At 57.6% G+C, this 15,572-nt stretch carries 18 protein-coding genes; 5 read left to right on the top strand and 13 right to left on the bottom strand.

Annotated elements, in window-relative coordinates; translation table 11 throughout:
• Positions 1-53 precede the first annotated feature (53 nt).
• A complete protein-coding gene (locus ACR0DK_RS09490; RefSeq protein ID WP_170396477.1) occupies positions 54-500 on the bottom strand; it encodes a hypothetical protein in 447 nt (148 codons plus the stop codon).
• A gap of 457 nt (positions 501-957) precedes the next feature.
• Between ACR0DK_RS09490 and ACR0DK_RS09485 the strand changes: the two genes are divergently transcribed.
• The gene (locus ACR0DK_RS09485; protein WP_170422230.1) at positions 958-1,212 is read left to right on the top strand and encodes a hypothetical protein; all 255 of its coding nucleotides are present in this window, start codon (positions 958-960) and stop codon (positions 1,210-1,212) included.
• Positions 1,213-1,285: 73 nt separating this feature from the next.
• Here ACR0DK_RS09485 and ACR0DK_RS09480 read toward each other — a convergent pair whose 3' ends face one another.
• The 3 genes from ACR0DK_RS09480 to ACR0DK_RS09470 form a co-directional block, all read right to left on the bottom strand.
• Entirely contained in the window at positions 1,286-2,656 is a 1,371-nt protein-coding gene (locus ACR0DK_RS09480) for a DNA-packaging protein (protein ID WP_480735887.1), read from the bottom strand.
• Entirely contained in the window at positions 2,565-3,005 is a 441-nt protein-coding gene (locus ACR0DK_RS09475) for a hypothetical protein (RefSeq protein WP_480735885.1), read from the bottom strand. Before ACR0DK_RS09475 ends, ACR0DK_RS09480 begins: the two co-directional genes overlap by 92 nt.
• An 84-nt stretch (positions 3,006-3,089) precedes the next feature.
• Complete coding sequence (locus ACR0DK_RS09470) at positions 3,090-3,977, bottom strand: DMT family transporter (protein ID WP_480735883.1); 888 nt, start codon at positions 3,975-3,977, stop codon at positions 3,090-3,092.
• A 325-nt stretch (positions 3,978-4,302) separates the two neighbouring features.
• Between ACR0DK_RS09470 and ACR0DK_RS09465 the strand changes: the two genes are divergently transcribed.
• Positions 4,303-5,562: a DEAD/DEAH box helicase gene (locus ACR0DK_RS09465; RefSeq protein WP_170512921.1), complete on the top strand. Its 1,260-nt coding sequence runs from the start codon at positions 4,303-4,305 to the stop codon at positions 5,560-5,562.
• 113 nt (positions 5,563-5,675) lie between these two features.
• On the opposite strand, the gene mltG is transcribed toward ACR0DK_RS09465, so the two are convergent.
• From mltG to fabD, 7 genes are all read right to left on the bottom strand, one after another.
• The gene (gene mltG / locus ACR0DK_RS09460) at positions 5,676-6,833 is read right to left on the bottom strand and encodes an endolytic transglycosylase MltG (RefSeq protein ID WP_170512919.1); all 1,158 of its coding nucleotides are present in this window, start codon (positions 6,831-6,833) and stop codon (positions 5,676-5,678) included.
• On the bottom strand, positions 6,834-8,099 hold the full coding sequence (fabF, locus tag ACR0DK_RS09455) for a beta-ketoacyl-ACP synthase II (protein WP_170635234.1): 1,266 nt from the start codon (positions 8,097-8,099) through the stop codon (positions 6,834-6,836). It lies immediately after the preceding gene.
• 203 nt (positions 8,100-8,302) lie between these two features.
• Positions 8,303-9,046: a 1-(5-phosphoribosyl)-5-[(5-phosphoribosylamino)methylideneamino]imidazole-4-carboxamide isomerase gene (locus ACR0DK_RS09450; protein WP_170396463.1), complete on the bottom strand. Its 744-nt coding sequence runs from the start codon at positions 9,044-9,046 to the stop codon at positions 8,303-8,305.
• A 123-nt stretch (positions 9,047-9,169) separates the two neighbouring features.
• Positions 9,170-9,709 (bottom strand): GNAT family N-acetyltransferase, encoded by a 540-nt coding sequence (locus tag ACR0DK_RS09445; RefSeq protein WP_170403143.1) that lies wholly within the window; start codon positions 9,707-9,709, stop codon positions 9,170-9,172.
• Positions 9,710-9,850: 141 nt separating this feature from the next.
• Positions 9,851-10,084, bottom strand: a complete 234-nt coding sequence (locus ACR0DK_RS09440) for an acyl carrier protein (protein ID WP_008756330.1) — start codon at positions 10,082-10,084, stop codon at positions 9,851-9,853.
• Positions 10,085-10,294: 210 nt separating this feature from the next.
• The gene (gene fabG / locus ACR0DK_RS09435; RefSeq protein ID WP_170396459.1) at positions 10,295-11,032 is read right to left on the bottom strand and encodes a 3-oxoacyl-[acyl-carrier-protein] reductase; all 738 of its coding nucleotides are present in this window, start codon (positions 11,030-11,032) and stop codon (positions 10,295-10,297) included.
• A 44-nt stretch (positions 11,033-11,076) separates the two neighbouring features.
• Entirely contained in the window at positions 11,077-12,015 is a 939-nt protein-coding gene (gene fabD, locus ACR0DK_RS09430; RefSeq protein WP_223117887.1) for an ACP S-malonyltransferase, read from the bottom strand.
• 172 nt (positions 12,016-12,187) lie between these two features.
• Between fabD and ACR0DK_RS09425 the strand changes: the two genes are divergently transcribed.
• Positions 12,188-13,417, top strand: coding sequence for a cytochrome b/b6 domain-containing protein (locus tag ACR0DK_RS09425; RefSeq protein ID WP_480735878.1), 1,230 nt, complete (start codon positions 12,188-12,190; stop codon positions 13,415-13,417).
• Between the two features lie 53 nt (positions 13,418-13,470).
• On the opposite strand, the gene ACR0DK_RS09420 is transcribed toward ACR0DK_RS09425, so the two are convergent.
• Positions 13,471-14,043, bottom strand: a complete 573-nt coding sequence (locus ACR0DK_RS09420; protein ID WP_170422240.1) for a YceI family protein — start codon at positions 14,041-14,043, stop codon at positions 13,471-13,473.
• A gap of 126 nt (positions 14,044-14,169) precedes the next feature.
• The gene (locus tag ACR0DK_RS09415) at positions 14,170-14,679 is read right to left on the bottom strand and encodes a hypothetical protein (protein WP_480459283.1); all 510 of its coding nucleotides are present in this window, start codon (positions 14,677-14,679) and stop codon (positions 14,170-14,172) included.
• Positions 14,680-14,957: 278 nt separating this feature from the next.
• Between ACR0DK_RS09415 and rpsF the strand changes: the two genes are divergently transcribed.
• Positions 14,958-15,311 carry a 30S ribosomal protein S6 gene (gene rpsF, locus ACR0DK_RS09410; protein WP_068332653.1) on the top strand — a complete coding sequence of 118 codons (354 nt, stop codon included), beginning with the start codon at positions 14,958-14,960 and terminating at the stop codon, positions 15,309-15,311.
• Between the two features lie 27 nt (positions 15,312-15,338).
• Positions 15,339-15,566 (top strand): 30S ribosomal protein S18, encoded by a 228-nt coding sequence (gene rpsR / locus ACR0DK_RS09405; RefSeq protein ID WP_005608650.1) that lies wholly within the window; start codon positions 15,339-15,341, stop codon positions 15,564-15,566.
• Positions 15,567-15,572 lie beyond the last annotated feature (6 nt).

Genomic DNA, 15,572 nt, shown 5'->3' with positions numbered 1-15,572 from the left:
TTGGCTAAATCACTAGGGTGGGTATCGATCCCAAAGAGCAATTGTTGCAGCTTTCATACGTCTGCTGCGTGCTTATTTACAAACTCTTTTACGACGTTTGAGTAATCAATATTGAGAATGTCCAAATTGCGGATAGCTGATTGAATGAGCCACTTCGACTCATCCTCCACCTCAAAGAACAACTCAGCACTATTCTCAGATGCAACACTATCCATATGCTTGATGCTGTTTTTGGGGCGCACAAGTAATTTTCTGAGCTCTTTTTCACTCAACTTCTTCCAGCCGAGTTGCTCCACGCCCACTTTTTGGATGACGTTCAAACGATTAACTGCTTCAGTCATTTGGTCCACATCGCCATTTGCACGAATAAGCTTGCCAAGAAGCTCCTCTGCCACTCCGGCCAAATTCATTGCGGCGAAATATCTTTGACGCAACTCTCTTTCTTCAATAGCTGCTTCTAAGTACTCGAGAGCTATGTTTAATTTGGGGTATTTGCTCAAATGCCTTCTCCATACTCTCAAGTAGTATCGGCTGGTATTGGCATGAATTGAAACTTCAAACCAGTGTCGCAATTTGATCGTTGGTCTGCGGTTAGCACGCCGGTTTGACCTATTGTTCTTTTCCGTTGGTCTGGAAACAGGCCTGCTAAAGGCTAAGCATTGTCGTAGAGCCACTAGCTTCGAAATACGCGTTTTAATCACAAACTTCGCACCCGACGCCGACCATACGCTCCCGCAGGCACCACAATCAATTCATGCGGCGCCCATACCAACGCATCTATTCTGTCGGGCGAGCCCTGGCCCTGACTCCAGCTTGGACTATTACAATAGCCGCGGCGCGCTCAACGTCCGACCAAATTCCTTTGCAATCGCCGCCAAGTTCTTGTGATTTCATGCCACGGCAATTGTCTGCGTTTCACATGCCCCCACGTGTGCTTCAAATTGAAGAGGCCACCCGATGACTGAAAACGAACCTGCACCGTCCGGACACTCCGATACGAACAATAACTGGACCAAGGAACCTACTGCTGCCGACAAACACGTCTACGAGGTGTTTGCCTCCAACGTAGTCGTTCTTGTGCAGCTACTTGATGACTACAAAACCATGATGTCGCCGGATGTCCACGCAAGGCTGTTTTCTTCGCTGCTGACGTTGTCGAGGTTGCTCGGCGAATACGAGGACAGTTGGAATCAAGAGTACCCAACGTCCTGAACCTAGATGCATCCCGTGAAGGACCAATTCTCTAGGCGATGTATGAATGTTTGTAGAGCACCCCTCAAAATGCTCACAAACTCCGCACCCTAGGCCGCCGATACGTCCTCGCAGGTCCCACAACCAGCTCATGCAGCGCCCAGACCAGCGCATCGACCCGGTCGGGCGAACCCTGCCCTTCGAACCCCCGCGCGGTCATCTGGCACATCTGCTCCTCTAGCGCATCCAGCCCGGCCACATGGGTCACGCGCCCCTGCTCGTACAGTGCCGCCACAGGCTCGGCCCGCGCAACCTTGCCGCGGGACGCCCGCACCGCGCGGAACGGGACCAGAGGGTCCACCTGCCGCACCACCTCTTCCACCAGTTGCCCGCCCTGATTGACCTCGGCCACCAACCGTTCGGCCCCGAACTCATGCATCGCGTCAATCGCTGTCTGCGCCCAGCCCGCCGGGCCAACGCCCTGAACCGTCCGGTCGGCCAGCACATAGGCGCGCCACTCCTCGGGCGGCCCCTGTAGCTGGGCCCCCACGACCACGATCCCGCAAGCATCTGCATCCGCCCCCGCCGTTACTGCCGGGTCCAGTGCCACGACGATGCGGTCCAGCGTAGGCACCCGCATACAGCGCGCCGCCTCCAGCATCGAACCCGTCCACAACGCGCCTTCGGCATCCGACAGCAGTACCCCGTCCAGCTCCTGCCGCCCTAACCGAGTTCCTGCATATCGCGCGCGCACTTCGGCCAGAAACGAGCCCGCCAGATTTGCCCGGTTTGCCTCGGTCGGCGCGTGGGTCTGCACCGTGGACGGAGACGCCAGCAACTCCTTCAAAACCTTCACATTGCGCGGCGTCGTGGTCACACAGACCCGCGGCCGTTCCCCCAGCCGCAGCGCAAATTGCAACATATCCCAGGTCTCGCCCGCCTTCTTCCACTTGGCCAGCTCATCCACCCAGGCCGCATCGAATTGCGGCCCGCGCAACCCCTCGGGATCATGTGCCGAAAACGCCTGCGCCTCGGCCCCGTTAGGCCAAACCAGCTTGCGTTCGGACGCCTTCCAAACAGGCCGCCGATCCGGCGGTGAACACTGCAAGATCCCACTATCACCAAAGATCATCACATCTCGCACCTGATCGAATGTCTCACCGACCAGAGCCACGCGACACGCCTGCCCCCGATCCAGCGGCAAAGACCCCTCGACCACCGACCGCACCCACTCGGCCCCCGCCCGCGTCTTACCGGCCCCGCGCCCGCCCATGATCACCCACGACCGCCAGTCACCCTCGGGCGGCAACTGATGCGGTAGTGCCCAGAACTCGAACAGGAAAGGGAGGGCACACAGCCCCCCCTCCCCGATCTCACTCAGAAATCCGTCCTGCACCGCAGCAGGCGCGGAGGCGAGCCAGCCTGCACCCGATCTCAGATCGTGCTCGATCAAGGTCGAGCGCATAGCCCCCTTGGGCAATTCCGGCTTGTCTGTGATGTTGTTCGACAAAGCTTGTCTCCACTTTCTGGCAACTGCGGATCAGCCCCTCTAGCTGACCCAGTTGCTTGCCTGTTCCGGCAAGGTCTGCATCCTCCCCGGCGCCGATCTGTTTTCGCAGTTCTTCTGCCGCTTGGCGCAGATCGCGAATGGATCTTTCGAGCGACTGCAACAAATCAGCCGTCTGAGAAATCCGCTCTTCCGGGGTAATCAAAGTCATGTTTGCCTGTGACCTCATGCGTGAGTTTTTCCGCACGAGAGAAACGAAAAACGACCGCCGGGTCGCCCCGGGGCCGTTGCCCACCTCTTCTAGCATGACATAATTCCTACCAAGAAAAGTGCGCAAAGTCAATGCGTTACGCAACGCAGATGCAACACCCGGCGTCCGATCGGTTAACGATCAGCCCCGCATGACCTCAAGAAACGCAGCGCTTACGATCAACGCCGCACCCAATGCTTCTCTCATCCCAAACGGCTCGCCCGAGAAGACCGCCGCCGAGATCAGGCCCACCACAACTTCGCTCATCAGCAGTAGACCAACGCGTGCCGGGGTCAGCTTGGTTGCGGGCCAAATCGTCAGAAAAAACATCGGCAAGGTGTACAGGACCGACAGCAACGCGACCGGGCCGATACGTATAACCATCTCGCCGACTGCCTCTGATGACGCAAAACCGCCGCTGAATGGAACGCTCAGCAGAGACAACACCAAAGCGCCTGAAACAAAGGCAAAAACCTGCCCCGGAACAGAGATACCGGACGTCCGATAAAGCCCCAGAGATCCCATCGCCCAAGTGATCCCCGAGATCAGGGCCAGCCAGTCTCCAGTATTGCGCGGCCAAGGAAACCCCTGTTCTCCGCCAAGCACGATGAACATGCCACCCAGACCGCAGAGTAAGCCCAGCACGCGCGCCGGGCCAAGACGCTCACCCAGAAACACCATTCCAAGGATCGTTCCCCAGACCGGTGTCAGATAGAACAGCAGGATTGACCGGACGACATCTGTGTAAACCAGACTGATGGTAAACAAGCTGAACGCAGCACCGGTGAACATCCCGCTGAAGATCAGCCCGCGCCAGTCTTTCAAAAGCGCTTGCCGTTCGCGCATCAGGAAAGGCGTCAGTACGATCAACGCCGAGGTGTACATCACAATACCCGGCCATGGGCCATCCAGTCCTTGGTCGACAAAGTAACGAACCGGAATCCAGTACAGCCCCCACATCATCCCGCCGATGACAAGGGCGACGCTGGCGGTCCTCAAATCCGCTCCGTGTAAAGCTCTGAATGTCATGACCCGACTCATAAAACCTTCCGAACCGTATCTGGCAAACGCGCAACCCGCGCAAGCTTATGGCCGACACGGCGCTTGACAATCGCGACCGCAAGGCGCATGTGCCCCTCAAACAGCGCTACCGCGTGAGCACGTGGGCGACACCGCCCCCAACAGCGCCCGATTCACCCATAGTTCCCCATCACGCAGGGTTCTTGACGCGACAACCAGATGCTGCAGGGAACGCCTGCACGTCCTGAGGTTTCGCACAACCCCTGCCGGTCGCGGATGCGGCCCATCACGACTTGCCCGTGGGCCATTGCCTCGGGCTGTAAAGGATAGTTATTTGTTCGACTTCGATATGCTGGGCCTTGCGCCCGCTCTAAATGATGCGCTCAAACGCGCCAACTTCACTCAACCGACCCCGATCCAGAACCAGGCGATCCCGCTGGCCCTGAATGGTCACGATATCCTTGGCCTCGCCCAGACCGGTACAGGTAAGACATTGGCCTTTGGCCTGCCGCTGATCGACCATCTGCTGGCCCAGCCCGGCAAGCCCGATCCCAAAACCGCCAAGGCGCTGATCCTCGCGCCCACCCGCGAGTTGGTCAACCAGATCGCCGACAGCCTTCGCAACTTGACCAAGAAAACCAAGATCCGCGTCGCGACCGTGGTTGGTGGTCAGTCGATCAACAAGCAGATCATGTTTCTGGCGCGCGGCACCGACATTCTTGTCGCCACCCCCGGTCGCCTGATCGACCTTATGGATCGCGGTGCGGTTAATCTGGGTTCAGTCAAGCACCTCGTGCTGGACGAGGCTGACCAGATGCTCGATATGGGCTTCATCCATGCCCTGCGTCGGATCGCGCCGGAACTGGGCACGCCGCGCCAAACCATGCTGTTCTCAGCCACCATGCCGAAGCAAATGGAAGAGCTCAGCCGTGCCTATTTGACCAACCCGCAACGGGTGCAGGTCTCGCCCCCCGGCAAAGCAGCCGACAAGATCACGCAGTCGATCCACTTTGTTGAAAAGCCTGCAAAACCCGCCAAACTGCGCGAGATCCTCTCGGCTGACATGGACGCGCTGACGTTGGTCTTTTCTCGTACCAAACACGGGGCCGAAAAGCTGATGAAGGGGCTTGTCGCCGATGGCTACAATGCAGCCTCGATCCACGGCAACAAAAGTCAGGGCCAGCGCGACCGCGCAATCAAGGCGTTCCGCGCCGGTGAGGTCAATGTTCTGGTCGCTACCGACGTCGCCGCGCGCGGCATCGATATTCCGGGCGTGGCCTATGTGATCAACTACGACCTGCCCGAGGTACCGGACAACTATGTCCACCGCATCGGCCGCACCGCTCGTGCAGGCCGCGAGGGCGAGGCCATTGCCTTCTGCTCGGCGGAAGAGGTCGACCTGCTGCGTCAGATTCAGAAGCTGATGAAGATCGAAATCCCGGTCGCCAGCGGTGAGATGCCTGAAGCAATCTCACCAAAGAAAACCCCGCGCCGCCCAAGCAACCGCCGTCGCGGCCCGAAACCTCAGCACTCTGGTGCGCCCAAACCGGGCGGTCAGAAACGCCGCCGACCGCGTCGCGCGAAAGCGGCCTGAATAAGAAACGGCCCGGTCGATTGACCGGGCCGTTGCTTTATCGGGGTCAGAGGTTCGTGTTGTACAAGTCGGACAAAGAGCCGTTTCAAACCTGTACAACACGGACGATTGAATCAGTTCCCGGAATTCCGCTCAGCCTCGATCTCACGCCACTTTGCGACGTTGCGATTGTGCTCTTGCAGGGTCTCGGCAAAGGCATGACCACCGGTTCCGTCCGCAACAAAGAAGATGAAATCCGTGTTGTCAGGTGCCACTGCAGCCTCAAGGCTCGCGAGACCCGGATTGGCAATCGGGGTGGGTGGCAGCCCTTCGATAACATAGGTGTTCCAAGGCGTCGCACGGCGCAGTTCGCTTTGCCGCAAACCGCGACCCAAAGTACCCTGCCCTTTGGTTACACCATAGATCACCGTCGGGTCTGTCTGCAGCCTCATACCTTGGTTCAGACGGTTAACGAAAACGCTGGCTACCTGGCCACGCTCTTCCGGCTGACCTGTTTCTTTTTCGATGATCGAAGCCAAAATCAGCATCTCTTCGGGGCTGTTCAGAGGTAAACCATCCTGACGCCCCTCCCACGCTGCGTTGATTCTAAGCTGTTGTTTTTCCTGCATTTCAGCAAGAATTGCATTCCGATCTTCACCGGGTCTGACCTCATAACTGTCAGGGGCCAACATCCCTTCAGCGGGCAATTCTGCTACTTCGCCGGTTAGCAAATCCATCGCCTTTAGCGACTCGACAATCTGCCAACTGGTGACGCCTTCAGCTAACGAGATGCGATAACGCGTATCCGCCTCACCGCGTTTTTCTGCATAAACTTCCGGGGCGTCCTCTTCGCCGATCACAAAGGAAGCCACCTCATCAAAATCCAGAGTCGCCGGGTTCAGTTCCCGCACGCGGGTCTGCATACGGGTCACGCCAATGCGGTATTCGATCTCGGTCCCGCAAGTGCTGGCACCGCTATGAGTTATGTCGTCGACGATTTGCTCCATCGACGCGCCTTCGCGAACCAGAAAGCTACCCGCTTTCAGCTGCTGAGATTTGTCTGTGTAATCAGCAGCTAAGCGGAAAATCAACCCGCTGCTGATCGCACCTTGATCCTCGAGGTCACGGCTGACCCGTGTCATGTTGGAGCCTGGCTTTACCTGCAGGCAGATCGCGGTTTCCAGCGGTCCTTCGGACTTGTATTGCGACTGCCCCCACAGGACGACACCGCCCATCAGGAACAGCCCAACGATCAGTATTGTCAACGCGTTCGAAGCGAGCGCTCGCCACATTTAGTTGACCTTTCCGAAGATCACACTTGCATTGGTGCCGCCGAAGCCGAACGAATTTGACAAGGCCACGTTGATCTCACGCTCGCGCTTGGCATTCGGGGCCAAATCGATCGGAGTTTCAACTGCTGGATTGTCCAGATTGATCGTCGGTGGTGCAACCTGATCGCGGATCGCAAGGATTGAGAAAATCGCCTCAATCGCGCCAGCGGCGCCCAGCAGGTGACCAGTGGCCGATTTGGTCGAAGTCATCGTCGCGTTGCTGGCGTGATCCCCCAGCAGGCGTTCTACCGCGCCCAGCTCAATCGTATCCGCCATGGTCGAGGTCCCATGCGCGTTAATATAATCCAGATCCTTCGGCTCAAGCCCCGCACTACGCAGCGCTGCTTTCATCGAGCGTTCGGCCCCATCGCCATCCTCGGACGGCGCGGTTATGTGATAAGCGTCACCCGACATCCCATAGCCCAGAACCTCGGCATAAATCTTGGCACCGCGCGCTTTGGCGTGTTCGTAATCCTCAAGAACTACAATGCCTGCACCTTCGCCCATGACGAAACCGTCGCGGTCGATGTCATAGGGGCGGCTCGCTTTCTTCGGGTCATCGGCGTATTTGGTCGACAGCGCCTTGCAGGCGTTGAAGCCGGCGATACCGATTTCGCAAATACAGCCCTCGCCGCCGCCTGCGATCATCACGTCTGCATCCCCGGCGCGGATGATGCGGCTGGCATCACCGATCGCATGGGCACCGGTCGAGCAAGCAGTCACGACCGAGTGGTTCGGCCCCTTGAACCCATGACGGATCGAAACCTGCCCCGAGGCCAGATTGATCAGCGCGCCCGGGATAAAGAACGGAGAAACCCTACGGGGACCTTTGTCGCGGATCAGGTTGGCCGTGTTGGCAATTGATCCCAGCCCACCGATACCGGACCCAATCAGAACGCCCGTGCGCAGGCGGTCTTCTTCGTCTTTGGGCAGCCAATTGGCATCCTTGCAAGCCATCTCGGCTGCAGCGATGGAATAAAGGATGAAATCTTCAATCTTGCGCTGTTCTTTCGGCGGCATCCAGTCGTCGGGGTTGAATGTCCCATTGGTGCCATCTCCGCGCGGCACTTCGCAGGCATAGGTCGTGGTGACCCCGCTTGCCTCGGCATCAAACTGCGTGATTGGTCCTGCGCCGGATTCTCCATCCAGCAGCCGTGACCATGTTTCCTCAACCCCACTGGCCAAAGGAGTGACCAATCCAAGACCGGTTACAACGACTCTGCGCATGAAGTGCCTCTTGCCTGCTTCCTGTTATGAGAACCGCTCATACCCCGGCCCGGGGTGCGGGGGCAAGAGCAACGGCATATTCTGAACCGGCATCCTTGTGCCGTAACCTGTTCAAATCCTCTGTCAATTGAGTTGAACGATGCCTGAAAAGCAAAAACCCGCCCTTCCTTCAACGGGAAAGGCGGGTCGTCTGGTACTAAAGTTTACTGGAACTCGGCGACTGGCTCGTGTGCCGATTGGGCGACTTCCAGTGCTTCGGACAGATCGACGGACTTGCGGAACAGTGCCCGGCCAACGATCGCACCCGAAATATTCGAGATATAGGCGAGACGAGAGATATCGTCGCTGGTACGCACGACACCGCTGGCTATGATCGGTGTACGCGATTTTTCGGCCAGTCCTGAAATCAGACCCAGCTGCGCCTCGACATCTTCCATATCACTATCGATATCGGTCACCAAAATTGCTGCAAGAGGCGTATCCGCGAAAGCTTCGATGAAGGCTTCCGGGGTAAACGCACTTTGGCTACGCCAACCTTCGGTCATCACTTGCCCTTGCCAAACATCGACCGCCAACACGATCTGATCGGGATAAAGCTTAGCCAATTCCTTAACCAACTGTGGGTCCCAAGCCGCAAGTGTGCCAATCACGATTCGGCCAGCCCCTTTGTTGATCCAATGTTCAACATGCTCGCGGGTCCGCATCCCCCCTGCCAACTGTACTGACATTTCAGAGGAGCGAATGATTTCTTCGATCAGCTCGGAATTGGTATCCCGACCTTCGATCGCGTCAAAATCCGTAAGCTGCATCCATTCCGCTCCAGCCGCAGACCAGCCGCGCGCGGTCTCGACCGGATCGACATGCCAGATCATCGCTTCATCCAGACGCCCCTTGTCCAGCGTAACGCACCGACCGTTCTGCAACTCCATCGTGGGGTAAATCATCATGATTCATATCCTCCGCTGAATCATTCCGTAATTCCACGATAGCATAGAGTCTCAGTTTGCCGCTTTATTTCACAAGATCGGCAAAGCTCGTCCATTTTGCGGCATCGCACTGCCTAATGCGTTTCACACCCGTGTAGGAGGTCCATCACGGCGAAACAGATGAACGGGGGTGTCGCGGTATTCAGCCTCGCGCAACAGCTTGTAGCCCAGCTTTTCAGCCAATCGCTGTGAGGCTGCATGGTCCGCGTCGATCAGCGCAACCAACGGGCCCGGAATGATCCGGTCGAACCAGTCGTGCGCCGCCTGTGCGGCCTCACACCCGTATCCTTGCCCCTGCATGTCCGGGGCCAGAACCCACCCGGCTTCGGGAAAACCATCGAAATCATCGCCCAGAGAACGGTTGCCATAGAAGAACCCGGCTTGCCCGATCAGAGTACGATTCGACTGCAGCATCACACCCCATTGACCGAACCCGGTCATCTGCCAATGTCCAGCGTTGCGCAGGAAAGAATCCCACGCCTCGCCGCGCGTTTTCGGGGTGCCTCCGATATGGCGTACAACTTCGGGGTCGCGCCAGATTTCGGCGAACCGGTTGAAATCCTCGGGGCGCATTGCACACAAGGTCAGACGCGCCGTATTGATCATCGGGGTGGATCTTATCATGCCCTTGCCCGCTCAGAAACTTGCCTCAGGTGTCAGAGTGCGGAGCCTCAACGCCTCAAAGCAAGCGCGAAATGTGGCAGAGCATAAAAAAACGGCGCTTCCGTTGCCCGGAAGCGCCGTTTTTGTCTCAGTCAGGTCAGCTTAGGAAGCTTCGCTGATGAATTTGACCGCGTCGCCAAAGGTCTGGATGGTCTCGGCTGCGTCGTCCGGAATCTCGATGCCGAACTCTTCTTCGAACGCCATTACCAGCTCAACGGTGTCCAGGCTGTCTGCGCCCAGATCGTCGATGAACGAGGCGTTTTCGGCAACCTTGTCCTCTTCAACACCCAGGTGCTCAACAACGATCTTCTTTACGCGATCTGCGACGTCGCTCATGTCTATTCCTCATTTCAATTTCAGGGCTGTCCGCCCGGTTCTGCCCTTGCCCGTTCGGGGTGGACTTGTTTTGCCCTTTCCGGGCGGTTTGGGTCCCGGGTCCCCGGGAAATCAGAGAACCGGCCCTTGGACCGGTTCCTGCGCATATGCGCCGCCTATAGCACAGACAACGCACAAGGCAAACGCTTTCGCGCCCACCCTGAATTGCGATTACAACATGGCCATACCGCCATTCACATGCAAGGTGCTTCCGGTAACATAACCTGCTTCAGGGCTTGCCAGATACAGCACAGCGGCTGCGATTTCCTGCGGATCACCCATACGGCCGGCCGGAACCTTGAGCAGCAGACCCTTCTTTTGCTCATCCGTCAGCTTCTCGGTCATCGCGGTGGTGATAAAGCCCGGCGCAACCGCATTAACGGTAATGCCACGGGTCGCAACCTCATGCGCCAGCGCCTTGGAAAAGCCGATCATGCCGGCCTTGGAGGCAGCATAGTTCGCCTGCCCTGGGTTTCCGATCGCAGCCACAACGGACGAGACATTGACGATCCGACCCCAGCGCGCCTTCATCATGCCCCTGATCACGCCTTTGCACAGCTTCATCGTTGCGGTCATGTTCACGTCGATCACGCTCTGCCATTCTTCATCCGACATGCGCATGAACAGGTTATCGCGTGTGATGCCTGCGTTGTTCACCAGAATATCAACCGAGCCCATCGCCTCAGCCGCTTGTTTCGGCAGGGCCTCGACGGCTTCGGGATCGCTCAGGTTACACGGCAAGACATGCGCACGATCGCCAAGGCTGTCGGCCAGAGCTTGCAGAGGCTCCACGCGCGTTCCGGAAAGGCCAACAGTTGCACCAGCGTCGTAAAGCGCGCGGGCGATATCGCCGCCAATACCACCCGAAGCACCGGTGATTAGCGCATTCTTACCTGTCAAATCAAACATCTATGTTTCCTCTCTGGCCGCCGAAACCGGCGGCTGTCCCTTGTTCATGCGCCGGGGTTAACGGCTTTTTGTACATCTTCAGGCGTCCCGACCGCTGTGCACGCCAATGCTCGATCGATCTTGCGGATCATTCCCGACAGAGCTTTGCCCGCGCCGATCTCCCACGCTTCGGTCACACCCTGCGCGACCATGTACTGTACGCTCTCACGCCACCGAACCGAGCCGGTGACCTGTTCCACCAGCAACTGACGGATCATATCTGGATCAGCCACAGCTTCGGCGCGAACATTCGCAACCAAAGGCACGGCAGGCGCTTTGATTTCAACCGAGGCCAAAGCCTCTGCCATTACATCTGCCGCAGGCTGCATCAGCGCACAGTGAAATGGAGCACTTACCGGCAACATAATTGCACGCTTGGCACCTTTTTCCTTGGCGATCTCGGCTGCGCGCTCAACAGCGGCTTTTGAACCAGAAACGACTACCTGGGTTGGGTCATTGTCATTGGCAGCCTGACAGACCTCATCTTGCGCGGCCTCTTCCGCAACGGCGCGCACCGCTTCAAGATCGAGCCCCAGAATGGCGGCCATTGCGCCCTCGCCCACCGGCACTGCACTTTGCATCGCCTGCCCGCGCGTCCGCAGCAGGCGGGCAGTATCGGCAACCGTCAAAGCTCCGGCCGCAGCCAGCGCCGAGTATTCACCCAGCGAGTGACCCGCCACATAAGATGCCATTGAAATCGAAACGCCTTCGGCCTCAAGTGCGCGCATTGCGGCCATCGAGGTTGCCATCAGCGCGGGCTGTGCATTCTGAGTCAGGGTCAGCTCTGCGATATCGCCTTCCCAGATCAGATCGCTCAGTTTTTCGCCCAAGGCCTCATCGACCTCATCGAAAACGGCGCGGGCGGCTGGATATGCCTCAGCCAAGGCCTTGCCCATTCCGATGGTCTGGGCGCCCTGCCCGGGGAAAACAAACGCGCGTGTCATTGGTGCCTCTTGCGTGACGTCAGATTTCGGCGGGGTTTAAACTGACAATCGGCGCGGCACAAGCATTGCCTGCGTTCTGCATCAGGACACCTTTACTGTGCATTTCTCTGTCTTGTGTCCACACGGCATCCATTTAACTTACCCTCAATTCAGAAACTCGGAGAGCCAATCGATGCCCCTTACCAACACCCGGTCCAGCTATGGTGGTGTAACCAAAGCATTTCACTGGCTGACCGCGCTACTGATCCTGACGGCTCTGCCGCTAGGCTGGTTCGCGAACCAATTGGCCCATGCGATTTACGATCCGAGCATTCCCACGACCGAGGATGACATCGCCCGCGCCGCCCAGCTGTTTTCACTGCACAAAACCATTGGTGTTACCGTGTTCTTCGTCGCACTGGCCCGAATCCTTTGGGCTGTTACCCAGACGAAGCCGGGCTTGCTGAACGCTGAAAACAAACCCGAGGCCTTCGCCGCCGAAACTGTGCACTGGCTGCTGTACGGCTCGCTTGTACTGGCTCCGCTCAGCGGCTGGATCCACCACGCCGCCACCGACGGCTTCGCGCCGATCCTATGGCCCCTTGGTCAGAACCTGCCGCTTATTCCGAAGTCAGCTTTCCTTGCAGACATCAGCGCCAGCCTGCATTGGCTTTTCGTCTGGGCCCTGGGTGTGGCGCTCGTGCTGCACATAGCGGGCGCGCTGAAACACCATGTCGTGGACAAAGACAGTACCCTGCGCCGTATGCTGCCCGGCCAATCGGACGCGCCGGAACCCCCGGCACAGCACCATTCCATTGTTCCCGCCTTCGCCGCCTTGGCAATCTGGGGCGCGGTGCTGGTCGGAGGTTGGTCCACCGGTGTCTTTGACGACCAGTCCAAAGCAACCGAAGACACGGCCGAACTTGCGCAAGTTCAATCGGAATGGGAGGTCGAAGACGGATCCCTGTCGATTACTATCTCGCAATTGGGCAGTCCCGTAAGCGGCGAGTTTGCTGACTGGACTGCAGCGATAGCGTTTGAGGATCCCGCCGAGCCGGGATTGGCCGGTTCCGTCGATGTAACGATTGCCATTGGTTCACTCAGCCTCGGCACAGTCACCGACCAAGCGATGGGTGCGGATTTCTTTGACAGTGCGCAGTTTCCTGCGGCTCAATTTAAGGCCGACCTGTTCAAAACGGATGCGGGTTATGAGGCGCGAGGACCTCTGACAATCCGGGACAAATCTATCGATGTCGTCCTGCCATTTACGCTGGAACTGGCCGACGATACAGCGACGATGTCGGGGAATCTGGAACTCAACCGAATGGATTTCGACGTTGGAACATCGCAACCCACCGAAGATTCGTTGGGGTTCACGGTTATCGTGGCAGTCGAATTGACGGCAGAACGCGACAACAAATAGAAAACCGCCGGGGCGCATAACCCCGACGGTTTCTTTTTGGGATCATGAAGGGATTAGTCGGCCTTCTGTGCCTCGATCGAAATCTTGACCTCGACCTCGTCACCCACGAATGGAGCGAATTGGCCCAAATCAAAATCGCTGCGCACCAGCGTTGTGGTGGCGTCAAATCCGGCCCATGGCTTGCCCGCCATCGGGTGTTCACCCACTTGGTTCAGCTTGGCATCCAGAACCACGGATTTGGTGACACCATTCATGGTCAGATCACCGGTGATGTTGGCTGTGTTCTCGCCAGTGACCTCGATACCAGTTGAAGTGAAGGTCACCAGATCACCTTCGGCTGCGCCAAAGAAATCTTCGGTCATGAAGTGATCTTCGCGCGGTTTCCAACCGGTGATCATCTCAACGACCGGCATCGAAACAGTCACGCTCGATGCTGCCGGGTCTTCCTGATCAAACATGATTTCGCCCTCAAAGCCCGAAAACATGCCCGTGGTGGTCGAAAAGCCAAGATGGTTCCAACTGAAGATGACCTGGCTATGGCTGGAGTCCAAAACGTATTTTTCAGCACTGGCGAATGCTGTGGTCGCCGATACGGCCAAAGCAGCAGCAATAAGGGTGGATTTCATAACAATCTCCGCAATGGTGTTGTTGCAAACCGGGTGGGTTGCTCACCTACGAAAATGTGCCGCCCAAGGGCGGCACACAAGTTTTTTTGATTCACAACTTCTGTTCCTTTTTGAACAGAATAAAAATCAGGCGAAAATTGTTACGTTTTGGCTGAGTTGACCTTTGAGCGCTGAGCCAACATCCGCCGATTCCAGTGGCAGCTTCATCAGCAGGCTTCCGTCTACATCGTACAGTTCGACCTGGTCGTCAGCGAAACGCGCGCCACCCAGCGAGTCGTAGCTGCGGCGCAATACCGTTTGCGGCCGACCGTTTTCGTTTTTCTGAAGAATGCGAACCTCGCGGCGGATTGGGTCAAAATAGGCGTCTGGGCGCGCATCCATCACCTCGATGGTCAGCAGGCTGACGCCAACAATCAGGAACATCAGTGAAGCGACCAACTTGATAGGCCAAACCTCGGCCCCCATAACCGAACCCGGCATCAACCACATCGAAAAGGCCGACACGATCAGAAAGACACCAACGGCACGCAAAAGAAACATCCGAGCCCGCCAATTCGGCGCAAACGTAATCAGAACGGGGACGGATTTATCAAATACCGCAGCAGGCGTCGATTGTTCAAAAGTGTTTGTGTTCATGACGGCCATTGTCTTGCCCTGTCTATGTTTTCCAATCTACCGGGTTCTCCCGGCTTCATGAACAACCTCGGGGCGAAAAGCGTCAGGAATTGGGCGCACCAGTGGAAATAGGGCGACTTCACAAAGGCATATGTGGCAGGGCTTGCCCCGCCCGCTCAAACGTGTATACGGAGCCATCCTTCGCAGGAGTTATGAATCGCGCAGCCTCTCGTGGCAGGGTCGCGAAGGACCATATGGCCCCGCCTTTGAAATGCGCCTTGATATAAACAGGAGTGCACATGCCACTGTATGAGCATGTAATGATCGCGCGTCAGGATTTGTCCAACGCGCAGGCAGAAAGCCTTGTCGAACATTTCGGCACAGTTCTGGCTGACAACGGCGGCAACGTCGTCGAAAGCGAGTACTGGGGCGTCAAGACGATGGCTTACAAGATCAACAAGAACCGCAAAGGCCACTATGCCTTCCTGAAAACCGATGCCCCTTCGGGTGCGGTTCAGGAAATGGAACGCCTGATGCGCCTGCATGATGACGTGATGCGCGTTCTGACCATCAAGGTCGACGAGCATGCCGAGGGCCCCTCGGTTCAGATGCAGAAGCGCGATGAGCGCGAAGGCCGCCGCGAGCGCCGCTGATCAACGCCTGACGAAAGGACATAAACCATGGCCGCAAAACCATTTTTCCGCCGCCGCAAGGTCTGCCCGTTCTCGGGTGAGAACGCGCCGAAAATCGACTACAAAGACACTCGTCTGCTGCAGCGCTACATCTCTGAGCGTGGCAAGATCGTACCTTCGCGCATCACCGCCGTTTCGGCGAAAAAGCAGCGTGAACTGGCCCGTGCTATCAAGCGCGCCCGCTTCCTCGCCCTGCTGCCCTACGCCGTGAAGTAAGGAGAG

The organism is Ruegeria sp. CE6 (assembly GCF_056537485.1).
This window is presented reverse-complemented; position numbering and strand designations above follow the sequence as displayed.

Bases quoted from the DNA above. Each gene is read 5' to 3' on its own strand.
- mltG (WP_170512919.1), bottom strand. From the start codon at position 6,833: ATGTGGCGAGCGCTCGCTTCGAACGCGTTGACAATACTGATCGTTGGG.
- ACR0DK_RS09440 (WP_008756330.1), bottom strand. From the start codon at position 10,084: ATGAGCGACGTCGCAGATCGCGTAAAGAAGATCGTTGTTGAGCACCTG.
- ACR0DK_RS09445 (WP_170403143.1), bottom strand. From the start codon at position 9,709: ATGATAAGATCCACCCCGATGATCAATACGGCGCGTCTGACCTTGTGT.
- ACR0DK_RS09470 (WP_480735883.1), bottom strand. From the start codon at position 3,977: ATGACATTCAGAGCTTTACACGGAGCGGATTTGAGGACCGCCAGCGTC.
- ACR0DK_RS09420 (WP_170422240.1), bottom strand. From the start codon at position 14,043: ATGAAATCCACCCTTATTGCTGCTGCTTTGGCCGTATCGGCGACCACA.
- fabG (WP_170396459.1), bottom strand. From the start codon at position 11,032: ATGTTTGATTTGACAGGTAAGAATGCGCTAATCACCGGTGCTTCGGGT.
- rpsR (WP_005608650.1), top strand. From the start codon at position 15,339: ATGGCCGCAAAACCATTTTTCCGCCGCCGCAAGGTCTGCCCGTTCTCG.
- ACR0DK_RS09485 (WP_170422230.1), top strand. From the start codon at position 958: ATGACTGAAAACGAACCTGCACCGTCCGGACACTCCGATACGAACAAT.
- fabD (WP_223117887.1), bottom strand. From the start codon at position 12,015: ATGACACGCGCGTTTGTTTTCCCCGGGCAGGGCGCCCAGACCATCGGA.
- ACR0DK_RS09475 (WP_480735885.1), bottom strand. From the start codon at position 3,005: ATGCTAGAAGAGGTGGGCAACGGCCCCGGGGCGACCCGGCGGTCGTTT.
- fabF (WP_170635234.1), bottom strand. From the start codon at position 8,099: ATGCGCAGAGTCGTTGTAACCGGTCTTGGATTGGTCACTCCTTTGGCC.
- ACR0DK_RS09450 (WP_170396463.1), bottom strand. From the start codon at position 9,046: ATGATGATTTACCCCACGATGGAGTTGCAGAACGGTCGGTGCGTTACG.
- ACR0DK_RS09425 (WP_480735878.1), top strand. From the start codon at position 12,188: ATGCCCCTTACCAACACCCGGTCCAGCTATGGTGGTGTAACCAAAGCA.
- ACR0DK_RS09480 (WP_480735887.1), bottom strand. From the start codon at position 2,656: ATGCGCTCGACCTTGATCGAGCACGATCTGAGATCGGGTGCAGGCTGG.
- ACR0DK_RS09415 (WP_480459283.1), bottom strand. From the start codon at position 14,679: ATGAACACAAACACTTTTGAACAATCGACGCCTGCTGCGGTATTTGAT.
- rpsF (WP_068332653.1), top strand. From the start codon at position 14,958: ATGCCACTGTATGAGCATGTAATGATCGCGCGTCAGGATTTGTCCAAC.